Raw genomic sequence first — 18,368 nt, 5'->3', positions numbered from 1 at the left:
AGGTCGTGATTCTGGGGATGTAATGGCAGCGAATAACAAGTAGAAAAAAACTATTGCGAGTAAAATGAAAATGCAGTATGATCGGATTAAGCGCTTAACCCCTGATGTGGGGTGAGCGTTTTAGATTAAAAGATTAAGCGCTTAACCTCTAATGAGAAGGGAGTTTAACATGCGTACAATTCGACTTACGATGGCACAAGCACTTCTTCGCTTTCTAGACCAACAATACATTTCTGTCGATGGACATGAGACTAAATTTGTTCGAGGCGTCATGGGAATATTCGGACATGGCAATGTAACGGGGATCGGAGAAGCATTGGAGTATAGCGCAGGTGACCTAACTTACATACAAGGCAAAAATGAGCAAGGGATGGTCCACGCTGCAACCGCTTACGCGAAGCAGAAGAATCGTCAGCAAATCTATGCCTGCACAACCTCAATCGGGCCAGGTGCACTGAATATGGTTACCGCTGCGGCAACTGCGACCGTCAATCGCATTCCGGTTCTGCTGCTCCCGGGCGATAATTTTGCTTCGAGACAGCCGGATCCCGTCTTGCAGCAGCTTGAGGTCACGAACGATTATTCGATATCTGCGACCGACCCATTCAAGTCAGTGAGCAAATACTGGGATCGGATCGTTCGTCCTGAGCAGTTGATAAGTGCAGCTACTCAAGCGATGCGGGTTTTAACGGATCCTGCAGAAACAGGAGCAGTGACTTTAGCACTTCCCCAAGATGTACAGGCGGAGGCTTATGATTATCCAGAAACTTTTTTCGAAAAGAAAATTCATTATATCGATCGACGACCTGCGTCGCAGGAAGCTGTTGGGCGAGCGGAAGCTGTGATCTTAGGTAAGAAGCGTCCGGTACTAATCGCTGGCGGCGGCGTGCTCTATGCAGAAGCGACGAAAGAGCTAGCGGCATTTGCCGAAGCGTTCGGCATTCCAGTAGCGGAAACGCAAGCTGGGAAAAGCGCGATGCCATGGAACCATGCGCTGCATGTCGGCGCCATTGGCGTAACTGGAGCACTTGCTGCGAATAAGCTAGCGAAGCAGGCGGATCTAATTATCGGCGTAGGAACGCGGTATTCCGATTTTACCACAGCTTCCAAATCGGCCTTTGCGAATGATGATGTGCAATTTATCAATATCAATATTAGCGGCTTCGATTCATCGAAGTTAGGCGGCATTTCAATAACGGCTGATGCGAAGGAAGCCCTAAACTTGCTGCAAGAAGCACTGGTATCCCGTGAATATACGAGCAGCTACGAAACAGGTTACATAGCCGCTTTGAAAGACGAGTGGGATCGTGAAGTGGACCGTTTATATCAAGCAGAGTGTGAAGAAGGCTTTGCTCAGACGCAAGCACTTGGTGTTATCAACGCAACGATTGATCCTTCCTCTGTTGTCGTTTGTGCGGCGGGAAGTCTCCCTGGTGATCTACACCGTCTATGGCGATCAACAGAACCCAAAACATACCACATGGAGTACGGTTTCTCTTGTATGGGATATGAAGTGAGCGGTGCCTTCGGAGCCGCATTAGCGGAACCTGGACGTGAGGTTTATGCGATCGTCGGGGATGGCAGTTACTTAATGCTTCATTCCGAATTAGTGACAAGCTTGCAAGAAGGTCAGAAATTCACCATCCTGCTATTTGATAATCATGGCTTCCAATGCATTCATAATCTGCAGCGCAGTCAAGGCAGCGAAGGCTTCGGGAATGAATTCCGTTATCGGGAAGCCGGAACGCGTAAGCTGACAGGGGGCTATTTGCCGATTGATTTCGCGGCACATGCTCGAAGCTTAGGAGCGGTTTCGTACAAAGCGACCAATTCGGAAGAGCTTAAAGCCGCATTACTTCAAGCGAAAAAAGAAACCGTAACAACTTTAATCGAAATTCCAGTTGTACCTGGAACGAATACAGGCGGCTATGAGTCTTGGTGGCAAGTCGGTGTGCCCGAAGTTTCCGAGAGCTCGAAAGTCGTAGCAGCACATGAAGAGATGAAGAAAAACATACAAGCGGCGAAACCCATTTAACGTAGAAGAGGTGACCTAACGATGGCAAAACTACCTTTTAAGCTAGGCATACATCCCATTAATTGGGTGGGCGAAGACGTGAAGGAGCATGGCGCTGATACCACATTTGAACAAATCGTTGATGATATTCAGAAGCTTGGATTGACCGGGACGGAGATGGGTCGCAAGTACCCGACCGATATCAACGTGTTAAAGAGAGAATTATCAGAACGAGGTATTGGGCTTGTATCTCAGTGGAAATCAGTCTTGTTCTCGGATCCACTTTATCGAGAAGAAGAGCTGGAAGCTTACCGCAAGCATGTGTTATTTCTAAAAGAAATGGGCAGCACCGTAATCTCAACAGCAGAAGTCGGGGGTTCACTCCATTTTGATCCGCGTCGTACGCCGAATGAGAAAGAAGTTCTTCGCCTCGATGAAGCAGGCTGGCAGAGCTTAGCGGAAGGACTAAATCGTGCGGGCGCTATTGCAGCTGAACATGGTCTGAAGCTAACCTATCACCACCATGGTGGAACCGTTGTTGAATCACCGGAAGAAATTGATCGATTAATGGAGCTGACTGATCCTTCCTTGGTCTACCTCTTGTTTGATACGGGTCACACCTACTACGGTGGTGGAGATCCATTGACTGTATTGCGCAAACATTACAACCGAATCGCCTATATTCACCTGAAGGATATACGTCAAGAGGTACTGGATGAAGCGCGCGCAGAGCAGGTCGATTTCGTAACTTGTATCCGCAAAGGCGTGTTTACTGTCCCTGGGGATGGCTGCCTTGATTTTGCACCAATTTTCAAAGAGTTATTGGATCGTGAATACACAGGATGGGCGATGCTCGAAGGCGAGCAAGACCCTGCTACACATAATGCGTACGAATATGCGTCAAACGCGCTGAACTATATCCATTCTTTATTAATCAAAGAAAGCAGGTAATGAGGCCATGACCTATGTGACATTTCCAGAAGCGAAAGAGCTTGATTTTGTAGCTATCGGCAGATTATGTATCGACTTAAACGCGAACGAAATTCACCGTCCGATGGAAGAGACGATGACATTCACGAAATATGTGGGCGGATCACCGGCTAACATTACGATTGGGATGTCCCGCTTAGGAATGAAAACTGCATTTATTGGTAAAATCGCCAACGATCAAATGGGCCGCTTCATCGCTTCCTACTTAGAGCGTAACGCAATCGACACAAGCAATGTCGTAACAGATCGCACAGGTGCTGTAACAGGGTTAGCTTTTACAGAAATCAAGAGCCCAACAGATTGCAGCATTCTGATGTATCGCGATAACGTCGCTGATTTGAAGTTGACGCCGAATGAGGTTCAGGAATCGCTGATCGCAGGTGCCAAAGTATTGCTCATTTCTGGTACAGCACTAGCGCAAAGTCCATCCCGTGAAGCTGTGTTTCAAGCATCGGATTATGCGAAAAAACATGGGGCTGTGATCGTGTTCGATCTCGATTACCGTCCATATACGTGGACATCACCGGAAGAGACAGCTGTGTACTATAACTTGGCTGCGGAGAAATGCGATATCATCCTCGGTACACGTGAAGAATTCGATATGATGGAGAAATTTGAGCATAATCCTGAAAAAGATGATCACATCACGGCTGCCAAATGGTTTGACTATTCAGCTAAGATTGTGATTATCAAGCATGGCAAAGACGGTTCGATCGCCTACACACCTGATGGTGTCGGTCATCGTGCCAAAAGCTTCCCTGCTAAGGTCGTTAAGACATTTGGAGCTGGTGATTCTTATGCAGCAGGCTTTATTTATGGTGTTATGCAAGGTTGGACACTAGAGAAAAGTATGGAATACGGAAGCGCTGCGGCTTGTATCGTTATTTCCAGCCATAGCTGCTCGGATGCAATGCCTACTGCTGCGCAAGTGGATGACTATATCGAACGTTGCAATCGCGGAGAAATCACAGCATCGTAATATCAACTAAACATAAGGGAGCAATTGCTATGACACATACATTGAAAAACTGGATTGGCGGCGAATGGGTTGCATCATCCGCTACACAAACGGAGCCTGTTTATAATCCGGCAACGGAAGAGATTCTTGCTTATATTCCAATCTCTACAAAAGAGGAAGTCGACCAAGCGGTACGTAATTCCCAAGAGGCATTTCAGTCTTGGAGCCGTACACCTGTACCGAAGAGAGCAAGAGTCTTATTCAAATACCAACAACTGCTCGTTGATCATTGGGAAGAGCTGGCTCGCATCGTGACGAAAGAAAATGGCAAAAGCTACTCGGAAGCGTATGGTGAAGTACTTCGCGGTATCGAGTGTGTGGAGTTCGCCGCTGGTGCGCCTACGCTGATGATGGGCAAACAGCTTCCGGATATTGCTTCTAATCTGGAGTCCGGTATGTACCGGTACCCAATTGGCGTTATTGGCGGCATCACACCATTTAACTTCCCGATGATGGTGCCTTGCTGGATGTTCCCACTTGCAATCGCCTGCGGCAATACATTCGTATTGAAGCCATCCGAGCGTACGCCTCATTTGGCTAATCGTCTTGCCGAATTGTTCCACGAAGCTGGATTACCAGCTGGTGTGCTGAACATCGTTCATGGTGCGCATGATGTCGTGAATGGTCTTCTTGAGCACAAAGATATTAAAGCCATTTCGTTCGTTGGCTCTCAGCCAGTAGCTGAATATGTGTATAAAACAGCTGCAGCGAATGGAAAACGCGTGCAAGCACTAGCTGGTGCGAAAAATCACTCGATCGTCATGCCAGATGCTAACTTATCTATCGCTGTGAAGGAAATCACGAATGCTGCTTTCGGTTCAGCAGGTGAGCGCTGTATGGCATGCTCCGTCGTGGTTGCGGTAGGCGATGTAGCGGATACGCTAGTTAGCAAGCTGCTTGAAGCGGCAGATGCGATTACGATTGGCAACGGCAATGATGAAGGTGTGTTCTTAGGTCCTGTTATTCGTGGCGGACATAAAGAACGTACATTGAAATATATTGAAATCGGTGAAAATGAAGGCGCGATTATGGTTCGTGATGGTCGGAAGGATGCTGCTACTGGTGAAACTGGCTACTTCGTTGGGCCAACGATTTTCGATCAAGTTCAATGTGAGATGAAAATTTGGGAGGATGAAATTTTCGCTCCTGTTCTTTCCATCGTTCGCGTTGCCACGTTGGAAGAAGCGATTGAGATTTCCAACCGTTCCGAATTTGCGAATGGAGCATGCCTCTTTACCCAAGATGGCAGCAATGTACGCCAATTCCGTGAAACGATTGATGCTGGCATGCTGGGGATTAATCTTGGCGTACCTGCACCGATGGCATTCTTCCCTTTCTCAGGCTGGAAAAAGTCATTCTACGGCGATTTGCACGCCAATGGTACGGATGGCGTGGAATTCTATACGCGCAAAAAAATGGTAACGGCTCGCTGGTAACAGCGAGTTTCCGCCGGAAAGGGAGTACATCATCATGACACTCGTCTCGATGAAAGACATGTTGCAGACGGCTTTGGAAGGGAAATATGCCGTTGGGCAATTTAATTTGAATAATCTAGAATTCACTCAGGCGATCTTGCAAGCGGCTCAACTGGAACAAGCGCCTGTGATTCTTGGTGTAAGTGAGGCTTATATTCCTTATATGGGTGGGATTCCCTGCATCGTTGGCATGGTGAAGGCGTTGATTGAGCACTATGGCATAACAGTGCCTGTTGCTCTTCATTTGGACCATGGCACCTCCTATGACTTGTGTATCAAAGCGATGCACGCTGGCTTCACGTCTGTGATGATCGATGCTTCCCATCATTCCCTTGAACATAATATCGAAGTGACGCGTCATGTGACGCTTGCTGCGCATGTGCTAGGGGTAACGGTGGAGTCAGAGCTAGGGCGAATTACAGGACGCGAAGATGACTTGGTCGTGGATGAAGCCGAAGGGATGTACGCGGTGGCTGAGGATTGCGTAAAGCTGGTGAAGGAAACAGGCATCGATTGCCTAGCTCCAGCACTAGGTTCCGTTCACGGTCCGTATCGTGGACAGCCTAAGTTAGGTTTTGATCGGATGGCTGAAATTAGAGATCTGACGGGGCTGCCGCTCGTTCTTCATGGAGGAAGCGGGCTGCCAGATGATGAGATCCGCCAAGCCATTGCTTGCGGAACCGCCAAAATCAATGTAAATACAGACAATCAAATCGCGTGTACAGCTACAATTCGTACATTTTTGAATGATCATCCTGACGCTTATGATCCTAGAAATTATTTGATTCCAGCAAGAGAAGCGATTATTGCATCGGTGAGATCCAAGATTCAACTATTCGGCAGTTCAGGTAAAGCGGGAGGCATATAGGATGAAAAAGATCAGAATCGGTATTATCGGCGCAGGCCGTATTGGAAAAATTCACGCGGACAATTTATTACGGAACCCGCAAGTTGAGATTATTGCGGTGAGTGATTTGTTTGCAGGTCCTGAGTTGGATGCTTGGGCAGCAGATCGCAATATCGCTCTAGTGACGAAGGATAGCAACGAACTTATTTCTCATCCAGATATCGATGCCATATTTATTTGCTCATCCACAGATACGCATGTTCCGTTGATTGCGCAGGCTGCGCGTGCGGGTAAACATATTTTCTGTGAAAAACCGATCTCGATGGATATTACGAAAACAGTATCAGCTATTGATGAAGTTAAAAAAGCTGGCGTGAAGCTCCAAATTGGATTTAACCGCCGTTTTGATCATAATTTCAAGCGTGTGCAAGAAGTGGTGCAAGGCGGGGGGATCGGCGATCCTCATATCATTAAAATAACGTCCCGCGACCCGAACCCTCCTCATATCGATTACGTTAAAGTTTCTGGCGGCATTTTCATGGATATGATGATTCATGACTTTGATATGGCTCGATTCGTATCGGGCAGCGAGGTTGAAGAAGTGTTTGCGGTTGGGAATGTATTAATTAATCCGGATTTCGCCCAGCACGGTGATGTGGATACGGCAGTTGTGACGCTGCGATTCGCAAATGGCGCACTTGGCGTGATTGATAACAGCCGACAAGCTGTATATGGCTATGATCAACGGGTTGAAGTATTCGGCTCCAAGGGCAGTGTTGTCGTTGCGAATGATCATCCGAATACGGCTGTGATTTCAACGGCAGATGCGATTGTAAGTGATAAACCGTTGCATTTCTTCCTAGAACGTTATCAAGCGGCTTACATTGAAGAAACACAAATGTTTATTGATGCGATTTTGAATGATAAGTGTGTCCCTGTCAGTGGGGATGACGGGGTTCAAGCAGAACGAATTGCGTTAGCTGCGAAGCTCTCTTCTCGTTTGGGCAGACCCGTGAAAGTGAGCGAAGCCTTGGCATTGCTCCAACAAACCGCAGTATCCTAAGAAGGGGAGGGAGGTTACTATGTCCAAACTAATCGTAACGCCAGCCTCTTCTCCGAATGAGGAAGGCCGTATTTTACAAGTCACGCCGGAATCGGCGGGCTGGCAGTATGTTGGATTCGAGGTTGTCCAGCTGGAAGCAGGAGAAACCTTGCGACGTGAAACTGGCGATCAAGAAGTATGCCTTGTGTTATTGAGTGGCAAAGCGGATGTGAGTACGAAGGAAGAGCAATGGCAAGGGATTGGTCAGCGCATGAGTGTGTTTGAGCAAATTCCGCCATACTCCGTCTATGTGACTAGTCGTGATAGCTATGAAGTGACGGCGTTAACTTCCTTGCAGATCGCTGTTTGCTCAGCTCCAGGTGCGGGGAATCATCGTTCACGGTTGATTGCGCCTGCGCAAGTAGGCGTTGAAACGCGCGGTTATGGCAATATTGAGCGTTTCATTCATAATATCTTACCAGAGAGTGAGCCAGCGGATAGCTTGCTTGTTGTCGAAGTATTTACACCGAATGGACATTGGTCCAGTTATCCGCCGCACAAGCATGATCGTGATGCGCTTCCAGACGAATCCTTTTTGGAAGAAACGTATTATTTCCGTGTTCAGCCCGAGCAAGGCTTTGCGGTACAAAGGGTATACACGGACGATCGTTCACTGGATGAGACGTTAATCGTTAAGAATGGAGAAGTAGTACTCGTTCCGCGTGGTTATCATCCGGTATCTGCACCGCCGGGCTATGATGTGTATTATTTGAATGTCATGGCAGGACCTACGCGAACGTGGAAATTCCATAATGACCCCACCCATGCTTGGATCATGACGAAGCCGAGCGAGTCGTAAGGCGGTTGCAAGTTCTCAGAAGCCCCGTCATAATAGGGGAATAACTGTATTCTTCAAGAAAAATGGGGTAGTAGAATGAAGGCAACCATTTACGATGTGGCGAGAGAAGCCGGTGTGTCTATTGCAGCGGTTTCCCAGGTCATGAACGGTAAAGGGAAAATAAGTGAAGAGCGGCGCGCTGAAATTCTCAAAGTGATGGAAAAGCTCAACTATCAACCGAGTGTCATCGCATCTGCGCTTACGGGTAAAAAAACATATACCTTAGGGCTGCTTGTCCCCGATATATCCAATCCTTTCTTTGCAGAAATCGCAAGGGCTGTAGAGGACCAAGGACATAATTTGGGATACAGTCTTGTCATATGCAGCACGGATAATAAAGACGAACGCGTTGAACGCTATTTATCCTTACTTCAACAGAAAAGCGTGGATGGGATGATTATTGGTACTGGGATGGATAACAAGGAGATGTTAACACCGCTCATGGAGCGTTCGATTCCTGTTGTCATGATTGCTCGGGAAATGCCAGATTTGACCGTGCATACGGTTGTTGTTGACGATTTTGTTGGGGGCAAGCTAGCTGCGGAACATTTGTTGGAGCTAGGTCATTCCAACATGGCAATCCTTGCGGAACACACTAAAGTGACAAGTAGTCGCGAGCGGGTAAGAGGCTTCATGAGTGCCTTGACGGAAGCAGACATTCAACTACCTGAAGAGCGAGTGCGCAATTGTCGTTATACCGTAGAAGACGGGAAACGTGAGGCGATTGAACTTCTGGAGAAGCCTGCTGCCGAAAGACCAACCGCACTTTTCTGCTGTAACGATATGCTCGCGATTGGTGCCTTGCAAGCGGCTAAGCAATTAAAGCTGCGTGTTCCTGAGGATATTTCGGTGATCGGTTTCGATAATACCATTCTAGCCTCAGTGACGGATCCTCCTTTAACCACAATTGCCCAGCCGATTGAGCCGATGGGTAAGCAAGTCGTCGATCTGCTCATCCTTGAGCTGAAGAAGAAATCGCAAACCAAGCAACGCGTCGTTATGCGGCCGGAGCTTATCATCCGACAATCCACGACGGTTCCTGCCAAGTAATCGTATAAGGAAGCGAAGACTGCTTTCCCTTTGGGGGAGGCAGTTTTTTTCATCTAATATAGGCGCAACTCTTCTCTGCGAACGAAATAACTGGATTATATGTAGGTAATTCGGTGCTTTTTCGTTGGATATGGAAATTAAATGGAAAATATACAGCCGATATTTCGCCATATTTGTTCCTTCCTTTTAACTAGGCCTGAATTAACTGTAGGAAATACAGCTATTGGTTGGTAAATGAGAGGATTCAGCAGAATTAACTGTAGAAACTCCAGCTAGTCATTTGAGTTATGGGAAGAAGTCAGGACGTGACCGGTGGTAATGAGGGTGTAGAGGCTGAAATGACCCAATGAATTTATAGTTTCTTCTATAATTTTTTAAGGGTTTTTCCTTTAAAAACTTATATCATAGGGGTATAAGATTAATGTGAAGGAGTGAAGCAAACATGAATGGGAATATGATGAAAACTCCTAATATCCAGATGACACAAAGTGAAGTAAATGCCTTACGACTAAAACGACGAAGAAGGCTAAAGCAGAACATTCCTTTGTTTATCATGCTGGTTCCTGTCATTGTTTATTATATTCTGTTTAAATACTGGCCTATGGGCGGACTTGTTATCGCTTTCAAAAACTACAATTTTGCAGATGGAATTCTACACAGCCCATGGGTAGGACTGAAAAATTTCCATCTATTATTTTCTAGCTCGAACACACTTCAAATTTTGTGGAACACATTTTGGTTGAGTTTTCTGAGTTTGATATTTGGATTCCCAATGCCGATATTCCTAGCTATTTTACTGAATGAGGTTAGGAAATCTTGGTTCAAACGATGGGTGCAAACGATTGTCTATCTCCCTCATTTCTTCTCTTGGGTTATTGTTTCCGGCATCGTGTTGTCCCTATTCGCTACGGATTATGGGTCAATTAACAAGGTACTTGCCTTGTTTGGAATTGAACCCATTAACTTCCTTTACGAATCCCAATCCTGGTTAGCTATTTTTGTTGGATCGGGTATTTGGAAGGAAATGGGGTTTAGTACGATCATTTATCTAGCTGCTCTAACGACCATTGATCCTTCGCTTTACGAATCAGCTGCCATGGATGGCGCTGCAAAATGGCGTCAAATGTGGCATGTAACCATCCCAGGCATTCGTCACACGATCATCTTATTACTCATCTTAGCGATGGGGAAGATTATGGAAGTCGGATTTGACCAAGTCTATAACTTACAGAACGCTGGAGTTTCGGATGTGTCTGAAGTCATAAGTACGTATATTTATAAAATTGGTTTGGGCAATGCACAGTTTAGTTTAACAACAGCAATGGGATTCTTTGAATCCATCATTAGTTGCTCTCTTGTACTTATAGCTAATCGAATCGCTAGGAAATTTGATCAGGCACTCTTCTAGACTCATGCATACATCAAGTGCAACATCCGTGGAAGGAGGATTTGTGTGAAAGCGACAAACGGAGAGAAAATATTTTATACCATCAATTATATCGTACTCGCATTAATCGCCCTGAGTTGTATTCTGCCATTTATCCATATCATATCCCTGTCACTCAGTGAACGATCGGCTGTTGAATCAGGTCATGTCTTCTTCTGGCCTGTGGGTTTAGAGTTCACAGCCTATAAAATTTTCTTCCTCGCCAGCCCTGCTTGGAGTGCTTTTAAAAATAGTGTGATTATCACGGTGATTGGTGTGGGGTTAAGTTTATTAGGTACCATTTTAGCAGCTTATCCCTTATCTAGATCCTATCTGTTTGCCAGGCGCTATCTGGTTCTAGGTATGGTGTTCACCATGCTGTTCTCGGGAGGGTTAATTCCCACCTATCTCGTAATTAAGAACATGCACCTGATTGATTCCTACTGGGCATTATGGCTTTCCGGTTTTATCAGTACTTACAACATGCTGCTCATGAAAAGTTATTTCGAGAATATTCCATCTGAAGTGCAGGAAGCTGCACGAATGGATGGCTGTAATGATACGGCACTACTGATTCGGGTCATCTTGCCACTATCACTTCCCATGCTGGCAACGCTTGCGTTATTCTATGGCATTGGCTTCTGGAATTCGTTTATGAACGTACTTATGTACATCAATAAGAGCGATATGCAGAACTTAACAGTAGTTGTCCAAGGGATGCTGCAAAAGAATGACTTGCTGAACTCTCCTACGCTTAATATTCAGGAACAACAAACCGTTGCTACAGAGATGGTAAAAGCGGTCGGTGTTGTCGTCATGGTTGTCCCGATGCTCGTTGTATATCCGTTCTTGCAAAAGTATTTTGTCAAGGGAGTTATGCTAGGATCGGTTAAGGGGTAATGAAACAGGTGTTCCCGTTTCTCAAACGTTACTATATTAAAATTTGTAGGGGGAAAATGCACATGGAAAACAAGAAACGATGGCTTGGAATCTCAGTTGGGGTAGTCGCATTAGGCGCAACATTAGTAGGTTGCAGCAGTGACAAAAAAGAAGAAACAACAGCAACCAAAGCACCAGCCACTTCAAACGCACCTGCCGCTGCAACACCAGCTAAACGCGGGGATGTTTCAGTCACCATTTATGACCGGGGAGGCGTACCAGCTTCTGAAGGCACCTACGAAGAGAATCGGTGGACGAAGTTCATTAACGCAAGCGGACCAGCTAATGCGAAACAAGTCCCAATTCTTCGTAGCGACTCTACGAAAAAATTGAACGTTCTGTTTGCTTCTGGTTCTGCTCCAGATATCATCAATGAGTACAATACACCGTTTAGAGGTAGCTTGTACGATCAAAAACAATTGATGCCGATTGATAACATTTTGCAATACATGCCTGAATATTCAAAATTGCTCACCCAATATCCACAGTTGAAAAAAGCAGGGACAAAACCAGATGGCAAGTTGTACGAGATTGGTAAAGTAAAAGAAGCGACTGCTGCTCACGTACTCTACATTCGTACAGACTGGTTGAAAAAGCTGAATCTGAACATGCCGACAACAACGGAAGAATTATTCGCAGTGGCAAAAGCGTTTGTTGAGCAAGATCCAGATGGCAATGGTAAGAAAGATACGTACGGTATGAACATGAGTACGTATTCCGAGCAAGCCATCAATGAAATTTTCGGTGAGAATTCATCCTCCACGCTATTGGCCTGGGATCTCAAGGACGGCAAAATTGTTCGTGCGTGGGATAAAGAACAAGCTTCCCTCACGTTCAAGAAGAGTCTCTATGATGCTGGCATCGTAGACAAAGACTATATCAATGATAAAGATGGCAATAAGGCTAAGCAAGACTTCCTGAACGGAAAAATGGGGATTTTCGTGAAATTCTCTCAAGATCTTGAGTTAGCTACGTTCAAAAAGAACAACCCAACTGGGGAAGTTGCGCCATTAGGCTATCCGAAATCACCAATGGGCACATTCACAGGTGCATTCGATAACCCAGTTCAAATGACAACCGTTATTAATGCCAAGGCGAAGGATCCAGAAGCAGTAGGCCGCTACCTTGACTTCATGATGAAGCCGGATACGGCTCGTAAAATGATCTTCGGCGACGAAGGAACACACTGGAAAAAAGCGGCAAACGGCTGTCCGCAAGTTATTGATCCAGATAAGTCCAAAAATGAAGTTGCATACGCGTTAGATTACGCGATGTTCTTCTCATCTGGTGTTGATAAATGTAACTATAACTTGTCAGGTCTAACTAATCCTGATTTGTTGCCTGAACAAAAAGCGCAATTACAATTGTTCCAAGCTGCTCAGAAAATTTACTTCGATCCAGCGAGAGAGTATCCAGGTATTACACTAGGCGATCATATGCCTGTATTCCCTGCTGATCTTAACGTCATCAATACAACCATTCTTAAAGAGAAAAATGATTTCTTCGTTAAAGCTATCTTAAGCGGTTCGAAATACTCAGCGGAACAAGCGATCAATGAGTCTAAAGCAGCTTGGGATAAAGCAGGCGGTAAACAGCTTGAAGAATTCATGAACAAATGGTATGTAGAGAACAAAAATACAGCTTTCCTAGCAAAAGATGCAAAAGAAATCGTTAAACAACAAATGGAATTTGTCGCTGCAAAGTAATCGTACCTTAGAGAAGCTGGATATCGTCAAGGGCTGCCTGCGTAATCAGGCAGCTTCTCGATGTCCAGCCTCTTCTTTAAATAAGCAGATTTGCATCATGGGAGGAACCGACGATGAAGAAAGTTAACGTCGCGATCATTGGGTGTGGCGGGATCGCAACCGGGAAGCATTTGCCTAGCTTAAGCAAGATTGAGCAAGTTGCCATTATTGGTTTTTTTGATATTATTCCAGCAAGCGCACAAAAGGCGGCGGAGAAGTTTGGCTCACCTGGAGCCAAAGTATACGATGATTATCGTGAGTTGCTGGAGGATCCAGCCATTGATGTCGTTCACATTTGCACACCGAATGATACGCATGCGGAAATCTCCATTGCGGCTTTGGAAGCAGGCAAGCATGTGATGTGTGAAAAACCGATGGCGAAAACCGCAACAGATGCGCGCCGTATGGTGGAAGTGGCGAAACGCACAGGTAAAAAATTAACAATCGGTTATAACAATCGTTTTCGTGCAGACAGTCAACATTTGAAACGTGTCGTTGAAGATGGGGATTTGGGCGAGATTTATTATGCAAAAGCACACGCCGTTCGCAGACGTGGTGTTCCCACTTGGGGCGTATTCTTGGATGAAGAGAAACAAGGCGGCGGACCGCTGATTGATATTGGTACACATGCGCTCGATTTAACGCTTTGGTTAATGAATAACTATGAACCTAGGGTAGTGCTGGGCACTGCTTATCATAAACTTTCACGTAAGGAAAATGCTGCAAATAATTGGGGGCCTTGGGATCCGGAGAAGTTCAAGGTTGAAGATTCAGCTTTTGCTATGATCGTTATGAAAAATGGTGCAACAATTATGTTGGAAGCGAGCTGGGCGCTCAATACACTGGATACGAAGGAAGCGAAATGCACGCTTTGCGGTACCGAAGGTGGCGCTGATATGCAAGATGGACTACGTATCAATGGTGAAAACCACAGTCGATTGTATGTGAACCAGATGCAGTTTGAGGCAAAAGGCGCGGATTTCTACGAAGGTAAGAAAGAAACCATGCAGGACAAAGAAATACGGTTGTGGATCAATGCCATTATCAATGATACAGAGCCAGTCGTAACACCTGAACAATCTTGTGTGGTTTCCGAGATTCTCGAAGCGATCTATGAATCGAATCGAACAGGGAAAGCTGTCTATTTTGACGAAATCATTGGCTAGGTAGGAGGCAGTGGAACCATGATTAAAGTAGCGATGTTGAGCTTTTGGCACGTTCATGCAAAAGATTACGCACGATTAGCGATTGACCACCCCGATACCGAAATTGTTGCGGTTTGGGATGAAATACAGGAACGAGGACGGGACAAAGCGAAGGAGCTTGGCGTTCCTTTTTACGTAAACTTGGAAGAACTTTTGAGAAATCCTGCTATTGACGCAGTTATCGTGGGAACACCAACGAACAGGCATCACGATGTCATTATTGCTGTAGCTAAAGCGGGTAAGCATATTTTCACTGAAAAAGTCTTAGCTACCACGACGAAGGAGTGCAAGGAAATTCTTGCTGTTGTTGAGGAAGCAGGAATCAAACTAACCGTATCGTTGCCACGTGTGTATATGGGCTTTGCGCAAGCAGCGTTAACACGTATTCGTGAAGGTTACCTCGGTACATTGACAACAGTTCGTATTCGACTTGCACATAACGGTGCGCTGCGAACGGATAAGAATCCAGACGGTGCGCTCCCTGCTCATTTTTTTAACTTCGAGCAGACCGGCGGTGGAGCCTTGATGGACCTTGGCTGCCATCCGATGTACTTAACTCGCTTATTTCTTGGCTTACCGGAGAGCGTTAGTGCTAGCTTTGGTTATATCACGGGGCGAGAAGTTGAAGATAGTGCAGTAGCAACATTACGTTATCCTACGGGTGCACTAGGGATTGTTGAAGCTGGATTTGTGAACAGCTACTCGCAATTCGACATCGAAGTTCAGGGAACAGAAGGCAGCCTCATGTATACCCGAACCGATGATAAATTACGTATCCGCAGCTCCAAAATGTCAGGTGACGCAGCAACAGGCTGGCAAGAAGTGACGGATTTGCCTAAGCTGCCGTCTGCTTTTGAACAATGGGTATCCCATATCCAACATGGAACGACTGCATCAGAGAATCTTGAGCTGGCCTTTGATTTGACTCGTTTAATGGAAGCATCAACTTTGTCTGCGCGTTATGGTGCTGTCATTAAGTTGAGTGATCTTTCGGAATGAAAACTTGGGAGGAAGAGACATGATCGATAAAGGGGAATATTCTTTTTCAACTTGTTGGAATATCAAGAAACATACCGTAGGGCGGGGCATGATTGAGGAAATTAAAGAGCTTGGCTTTCGAAATGTTGAGCTAAATTACAACGTAACCGAAGAAATGATGGCAACAATTGAACCCATGATTGAAAAAGGTGAGATTGGCGTCTCTAGCGTTCACAATGTGTTCCCATTCATCAACGATAAGGACTATGATACGGATTCCGTCATGCTGGGCTTTGATGATGAAGCGAAGCGTAAGCGTTCCGTAGAGTTGCTAATCCGTTCTATGGAATACGCCCATCGATATGGGGCCAAAGCTGTGGTTGTGCATCCAGGTGAAGTACCTTTTGACTATAACATTGACGTGGATTTGAAAAAGCTTTATCGAGATCATGGAAAGGATTCACCAGCGTATCAGAACCTGTGGAGCGTCATGATTGAAAGACGAGATCGCTTGAGTCCGCTGTATACGCAAAGAATTCAAGAGAGTTTGGAGATTGTAAGCGAGCATGCTGCTCAAAAAGGTTGGAATGTCGCAATTGGCATCGAAACTCGCTCAAGATCCTATCAGATGCCTTCCTTGATGGAAGCGAAAACGATCTGCGACAATTTGGCGGGCAGTCCCGTGCACTTATGGTACGATATCGGCCATGCCATGATGATGGATAGAATGGGCTTGTACGATAACCTCAAAGAGCTGCAAGAAGTGAAGAAGTATATTTATGGTGTACACATACATGAGACGCTGGAACTTGCGGATCACTGGTGTCCTTATGTTCATAGCAAGGACTTGCACTATTTTGACCATTTCCTAGAAGCCATTGATTATGCGAAAGTGAAAGTATATGAACTCAAAGCGCTGTGCGAGCCTCATGAGATTCATGAAAGTCACAACCTCATTACCAGTAAGATTGCAGCTAGGAAAGGGTAGGTGACCTATATGGACGCAATTTATAATCGCTTAGTAAGCCTCAATGATGAATTGACGGAAGCTACGCTTCTTAACCAGATTCTTGATCCTTTGTCCAAATACTACGGAGGTATTCAGGATGAAACGGGCATTGCCCGAGCTAACCACATGAGTACACCGCGAATAATTGCGGGATGGGTGTCAGCTTTAGTGAATCCAGATTCTCGTTATTATCACGATATTTTTTTATTGAATGCATTGCATAAAGCAGTCTCCTTTATGCTGAATAGACAGCATGCAGACGGAACCATTTCACTCGGTTCAACGAATTATCATTCTCCGCCGGACACAGCATTCGTTGTAGGTGGTGTCACGCAGATGTATCAGTTGCTTAATAAACATGATTGGGCAGAAGTGACTCCTGTTGCTGATAAACTGAGGCTTTTTCTAGAGCGCACGATTCCAGCTATGCTGACTGGCGGTTGTCATACACCGAATCATCGGTGGGTCATTACCGCAGCGCTTACGTTGTTGCATGAGATTTTTCCTCAGCCTGCGCTTTTGGCACGAGCGGAAGATTGGTTGGCTGAAGGCTTGGATATCACCGAAGATGGAGAATGGACAGAACGCAGCAACGGGATCTACAACGCTGTCAGTGATATCGCGCTTTATCATACCGGTCGTTTGATGAACCGCCCAGAACTCATTGAATGTGTACGTCGCAATCTACGTATGATGATGTACTTAATTCACCCGACTGGAGAAGTTGTCACCGATTATTCCGGACGACAAGATTTTGGTCAGACAGCTACGATGGCGAACTATTTTCCCATTTACCGCTTAATGGCGGCGTATGATAAAGATCCGCTCTTTGCTGCAATGGCTGATTATGCCGGATCTTTCATCACAGGTTTCCACGAAGGCGTAAATAACCATCCGCTGATGAATATGCTCGTGTACCGGGAGGCTGATATTTCTCAGTTAGAACGAGCACCGCTGCTTAATCGTTATGTGAAAGTGATAAATGCACAGCATCCGATGAAGGAGCATCTGCAGCAGGTAGAGCAAGTTGGCCACCATAGCAAGATTCAGCATAGCAGCATGCACTTTACTTTTGGAGCTCCACTGGTTCGCATTCGTGAGCTGGATCAAAGTGTAACCATCATGTCACAGACACCGTCTTTCTTCTCTCTTCGCCAGGGGAAAGCAAGGCTTCTGGGTATTAAACTTGCCACATCCTTCTCTCCAGGCATTGTGAAGTTCACAGATCTGACTGTGAATGAAGGCGTATATAAGCTTGAAGCGGTACTGGAAAAAGGCTACAACGGCCCTATTCCGCGTCATTTGCTGCGGGCAGGGACGGAAAGTTCGACACTCAGCCCGTGGTACTTACTTCCGCATCAGCATCGACCAATGACCCATCTGCAAAAGCTGGCGCTGCAAGCGGAAATCATCAATTCAGGGGATTCTGAATGGACGATCCGTGTGGCGTCAGACGAGCGTGAAGATGTGTTCACGCAAGTGACTTTTATTTTTGGCAATGAAGGTACGGTGAGTGGTGAGGATTTGCACGCAGGTGAAGAAGGGAAGTACTTTCTTCAAAGTGGTGCAATGCGCTATGAGGTAGACGGAGATGTCATTGAAATTTCATCAGGTGCTTATGAGCATAGGCTGCCTATCCTTCGTGAAGATTCGCATCCGGCTGGGTGTCAATATGTTCATGTCAACTTGGTTACGCCTTATGATCGGACATTCAAAATCCGTCTAAGGTAGA

15 protein-coding genes are annotated in these 18,368 nt (G+C 45.8%); all 15 read left to right on the top strand.

Going from position 1 to position 18,368, the window contains the following annotated elements; all coding sequences use genetic code 11:
• Positions 1-169 precede the first annotated feature (169 nt).
• The 15 genes from iolD to AC58QM_RS08295 all read left to right on the top strand — a co-directional run bounded on the left by iolD (position 170) and on the right by AC58QM_RS08295 (position 18,367).
• Positions 170-2,035, top strand: coding sequence for a 3D-(3,5/4)-trihydroxycyclohexane-1,2-dione acylhydrolase (decyclizing) (gene iolD / locus AC58QM_RS08365; protein ID WP_497282992.1), 1,866 nt, complete (start codon positions 170-172; stop codon positions 2,033-2,035).
• A 21-nt stretch (positions 2,036-2,056) separates the two neighbouring features.
• The gene (iolE, locus tag AC58QM_RS08360) at positions 2,057-2,965 is read left to right on the top strand and encodes a myo-inosose-2 dehydratase (protein WP_497282991.1); all 909 of its coding nucleotides are present in this window, start codon (positions 2,057-2,059) and stop codon (positions 2,963-2,965) included.
• A gap of 7 nt (positions 2,966-2,972) precedes the next feature.
• Positions 2,973-3,983, top strand: a complete 1,011-nt coding sequence (gene iolC, locus AC58QM_RS08355) for a 5-dehydro-2-deoxygluconokinase (protein WP_497282989.1) — start codon at positions 2,973-2,975, stop codon at positions 3,981-3,983.
• A gap of 29 nt (positions 3,984-4,012) precedes the next feature.
• The gene (locus AC58QM_RS08350) at positions 4,013-5,458 is read left to right on the top strand and encodes a CoA-acylating methylmalonate-semialdehyde dehydrogenase (protein ID WP_497282987.1); all 1,446 of its coding nucleotides are present in this window, start codon (positions 4,013-4,015) and stop codon (positions 5,456-5,458) included.
• Between the two features lie 34 nt (positions 5,459-5,492).
• Positions 5,493-6,365 (top strand): class II fructose-1,6-bisphosphate aldolase, encoded by an 873-nt coding sequence (fba, locus tag AC58QM_RS08345; protein WP_497282986.1) that lies wholly within the window; start codon positions 5,493-5,495, stop codon positions 6,363-6,365.
• A gap of 1 nt (position 6,366) precedes the next feature.
• Entirely contained in the window at positions 6,367-7,407 is a 1,041-nt protein-coding gene (iolG, locus tag AC58QM_RS08340) for an inositol 2-dehydrogenase (protein ID WP_497282985.1), read from the top strand.
• A 19-nt stretch (positions 7,408-7,426) separates the two neighbouring features.
• Positions 7,427-8,245, top strand: coding sequence for a 5-deoxy-glucuronate isomerase (iolB, locus tag AC58QM_RS08335; protein WP_497282983.1), 819 nt, complete (start codon positions 7,427-7,429; stop codon positions 8,243-8,245).
• 75 nt (positions 8,246-8,320) lie between these two features.
• Positions 8,321-9,334 carry a LacI family DNA-binding transcriptional regulator gene (locus AC58QM_RS08330; protein ID WP_497282981.1) on the top strand — a complete coding sequence of 338 codons (1,014 nt, stop codon included), beginning with the start codon at positions 8,321-8,323 and terminating at the stop codon, positions 9,332-9,334.
• A 478-nt stretch (positions 9,335-9,812) separates the two neighbouring features.
• Positions 9,813-10,742 (top strand): ABC transporter permease, encoded by a 930-nt coding sequence (locus AC58QM_RS08325; protein WP_497283617.1) that lies wholly within the window; start codon positions 9,813-9,815, stop codon positions 10,740-10,742.
• Positions 10,743-10,787: 45 nt separating this feature from the next.
• Positions 10,788-11,660: a carbohydrate ABC transporter permease gene (locus tag AC58QM_RS08320; protein ID WP_497282979.1), complete on the top strand. Its 873-nt coding sequence runs from the start codon at positions 10,788-10,790 to the stop codon at positions 11,658-11,660.
• A gap of 62 nt (positions 11,661-11,722) precedes the next feature.
• Positions 11,723-13,405, top strand: a complete 1,683-nt coding sequence (locus AC58QM_RS08315; RefSeq protein ID WP_497282977.1) for a type 2 periplasmic-binding domain-containing protein — start codon at positions 11,723-11,725, stop codon at positions 13,403-13,405.
• Between the two features lie 113 nt (positions 13,406-13,518).
• Complete coding sequence (locus tag AC58QM_RS08310) at positions 13,519-14,610, top strand: Gfo/Idh/MocA family protein (RefSeq protein ID WP_497282975.1); 1,092 nt, start codon at positions 13,519-13,521, stop codon at positions 14,608-14,610.
• 18 nt (positions 14,611-14,628) lie between these two features.
• Complete coding sequence (locus AC58QM_RS08305) at positions 14,629-15,648, top strand: Gfo/Idh/MocA family protein (RefSeq protein ID WP_497282973.1); 1,020 nt, start codon at positions 14,629-14,631, stop codon at positions 15,646-15,648.
• A 19-nt stretch (positions 15,649-15,667) separates the two neighbouring features.
• Complete coding sequence (locus tag AC58QM_RS08300) at positions 15,668-16,615, top strand: sugar phosphate isomerase/epimerase family protein (protein ID WP_497282971.1); 948 nt, start codon at positions 15,668-15,670, stop codon at positions 16,613-16,615.
• Positions 16,616-16,624: 9 nt separating this feature from the next.
• Positions 16,625-18,367 (top strand): hypothetical protein, encoded by a 1,743-nt coding sequence (locus AC58QM_RS08295; RefSeq protein WP_497282969.1) that lies wholly within the window; start codon positions 16,625-16,627, stop codon positions 18,365-18,367.
• The last annotated feature ends 1 nt before the right edge of the window (position 18,368 follow it).

The sequence above is a fragment of the Paenibacillus sp. J22P165 genome, from assembly GCF_059692015.1.
Note: the sequence above shows the minus strand (reverse complement) of the source record. Positions and strands in the feature narration are given on the sequence as shown.

Excerpts from the sequence above, each read along its gene's own strand:
- iolD (WP_497282992.1), top strand. The coding sequence starts at position 170 with ATGCGTACAATTCGACTTACGATGGCACAAGCACTTCTTCGCTTTCTA.
- iolE (WP_497282991.1), top strand. The coding sequence starts at position 2,057 with ATGGCAAAACTACCTTTTAAGCTAGGCATACATCCCATTAATTGGGTG.
- iolC (WP_497282989.1), top strand. The coding sequence starts at position 2,973 with ATGACCTATGTGACATTTCCAGAAGCGAAAGAGCTTGATTTTGTAGCT.
- AC58QM_RS08350 (WP_497282987.1), top strand. The coding sequence starts at position 4,013 with ATGACACATACATTGAAAAACTGGATTGGCGGCGAATGGGTTGCATCA.
- fba (WP_497282986.1), top strand. The coding sequence starts at position 5,493 with ATGACACTCGTCTCGATGAAAGACATGTTGCAGACGGCTTTGGAAGGG.
- iolG (WP_497282985.1), top strand. The coding sequence starts at position 6,367 with ATGAAAAAGATCAGAATCGGTATTATCGGCGCAGGCCGTATTGGAAAA.
- iolB (WP_497282983.1), top strand. The coding sequence starts at position 7,427 with ATGTCCAAACTAATCGTAACGCCAGCCTCTTCTCCGAATGAGGAAGGC.
- AC58QM_RS08330 (WP_497282981.1), top strand. The coding sequence starts at position 8,321 with ATGAAGGCAACCATTTACGATGTGGCGAGAGAAGCCGGTGTGTCTATT.
- AC58QM_RS08325 (WP_497283617.1), top strand. The coding sequence starts at position 9,813 with ATGACACAAAGTGAAGTAAATGCCTTACGACTAAAACGACGAAGAAGG.
- AC58QM_RS08315 (WP_497282977.1), top strand. The coding sequence starts at position 11,723 with ATGGAAAACAAGAAACGATGGCTTGGAATCTCAGTTGGGGTAGTCGCA.
- AC58QM_RS08310 (WP_497282975.1), top strand. The coding sequence starts at position 13,519 with ATGAAGAAAGTTAACGTCGCGATCATTGGGTGTGGCGGGATCGCAACC.
- AC58QM_RS08305 (WP_497282973.1), top strand. The coding sequence starts at position 14,629 with ATGATTAAAGTAGCGATGTTGAGCTTTTGGCACGTTCATGCAAAAGAT.
- AC58QM_RS08300 (WP_497282971.1), top strand. The coding sequence starts at position 15,668 with ATGATCGATAAAGGGGAATATTCTTTTTCAACTTGTTGGAATATCAAG.
- AC58QM_RS08295 (WP_497282969.1), top strand. The coding sequence starts at position 16,625 with ATGGACGCAATTTATAATCGCTTAGTAAGCCTCAATGATGAATTGACG.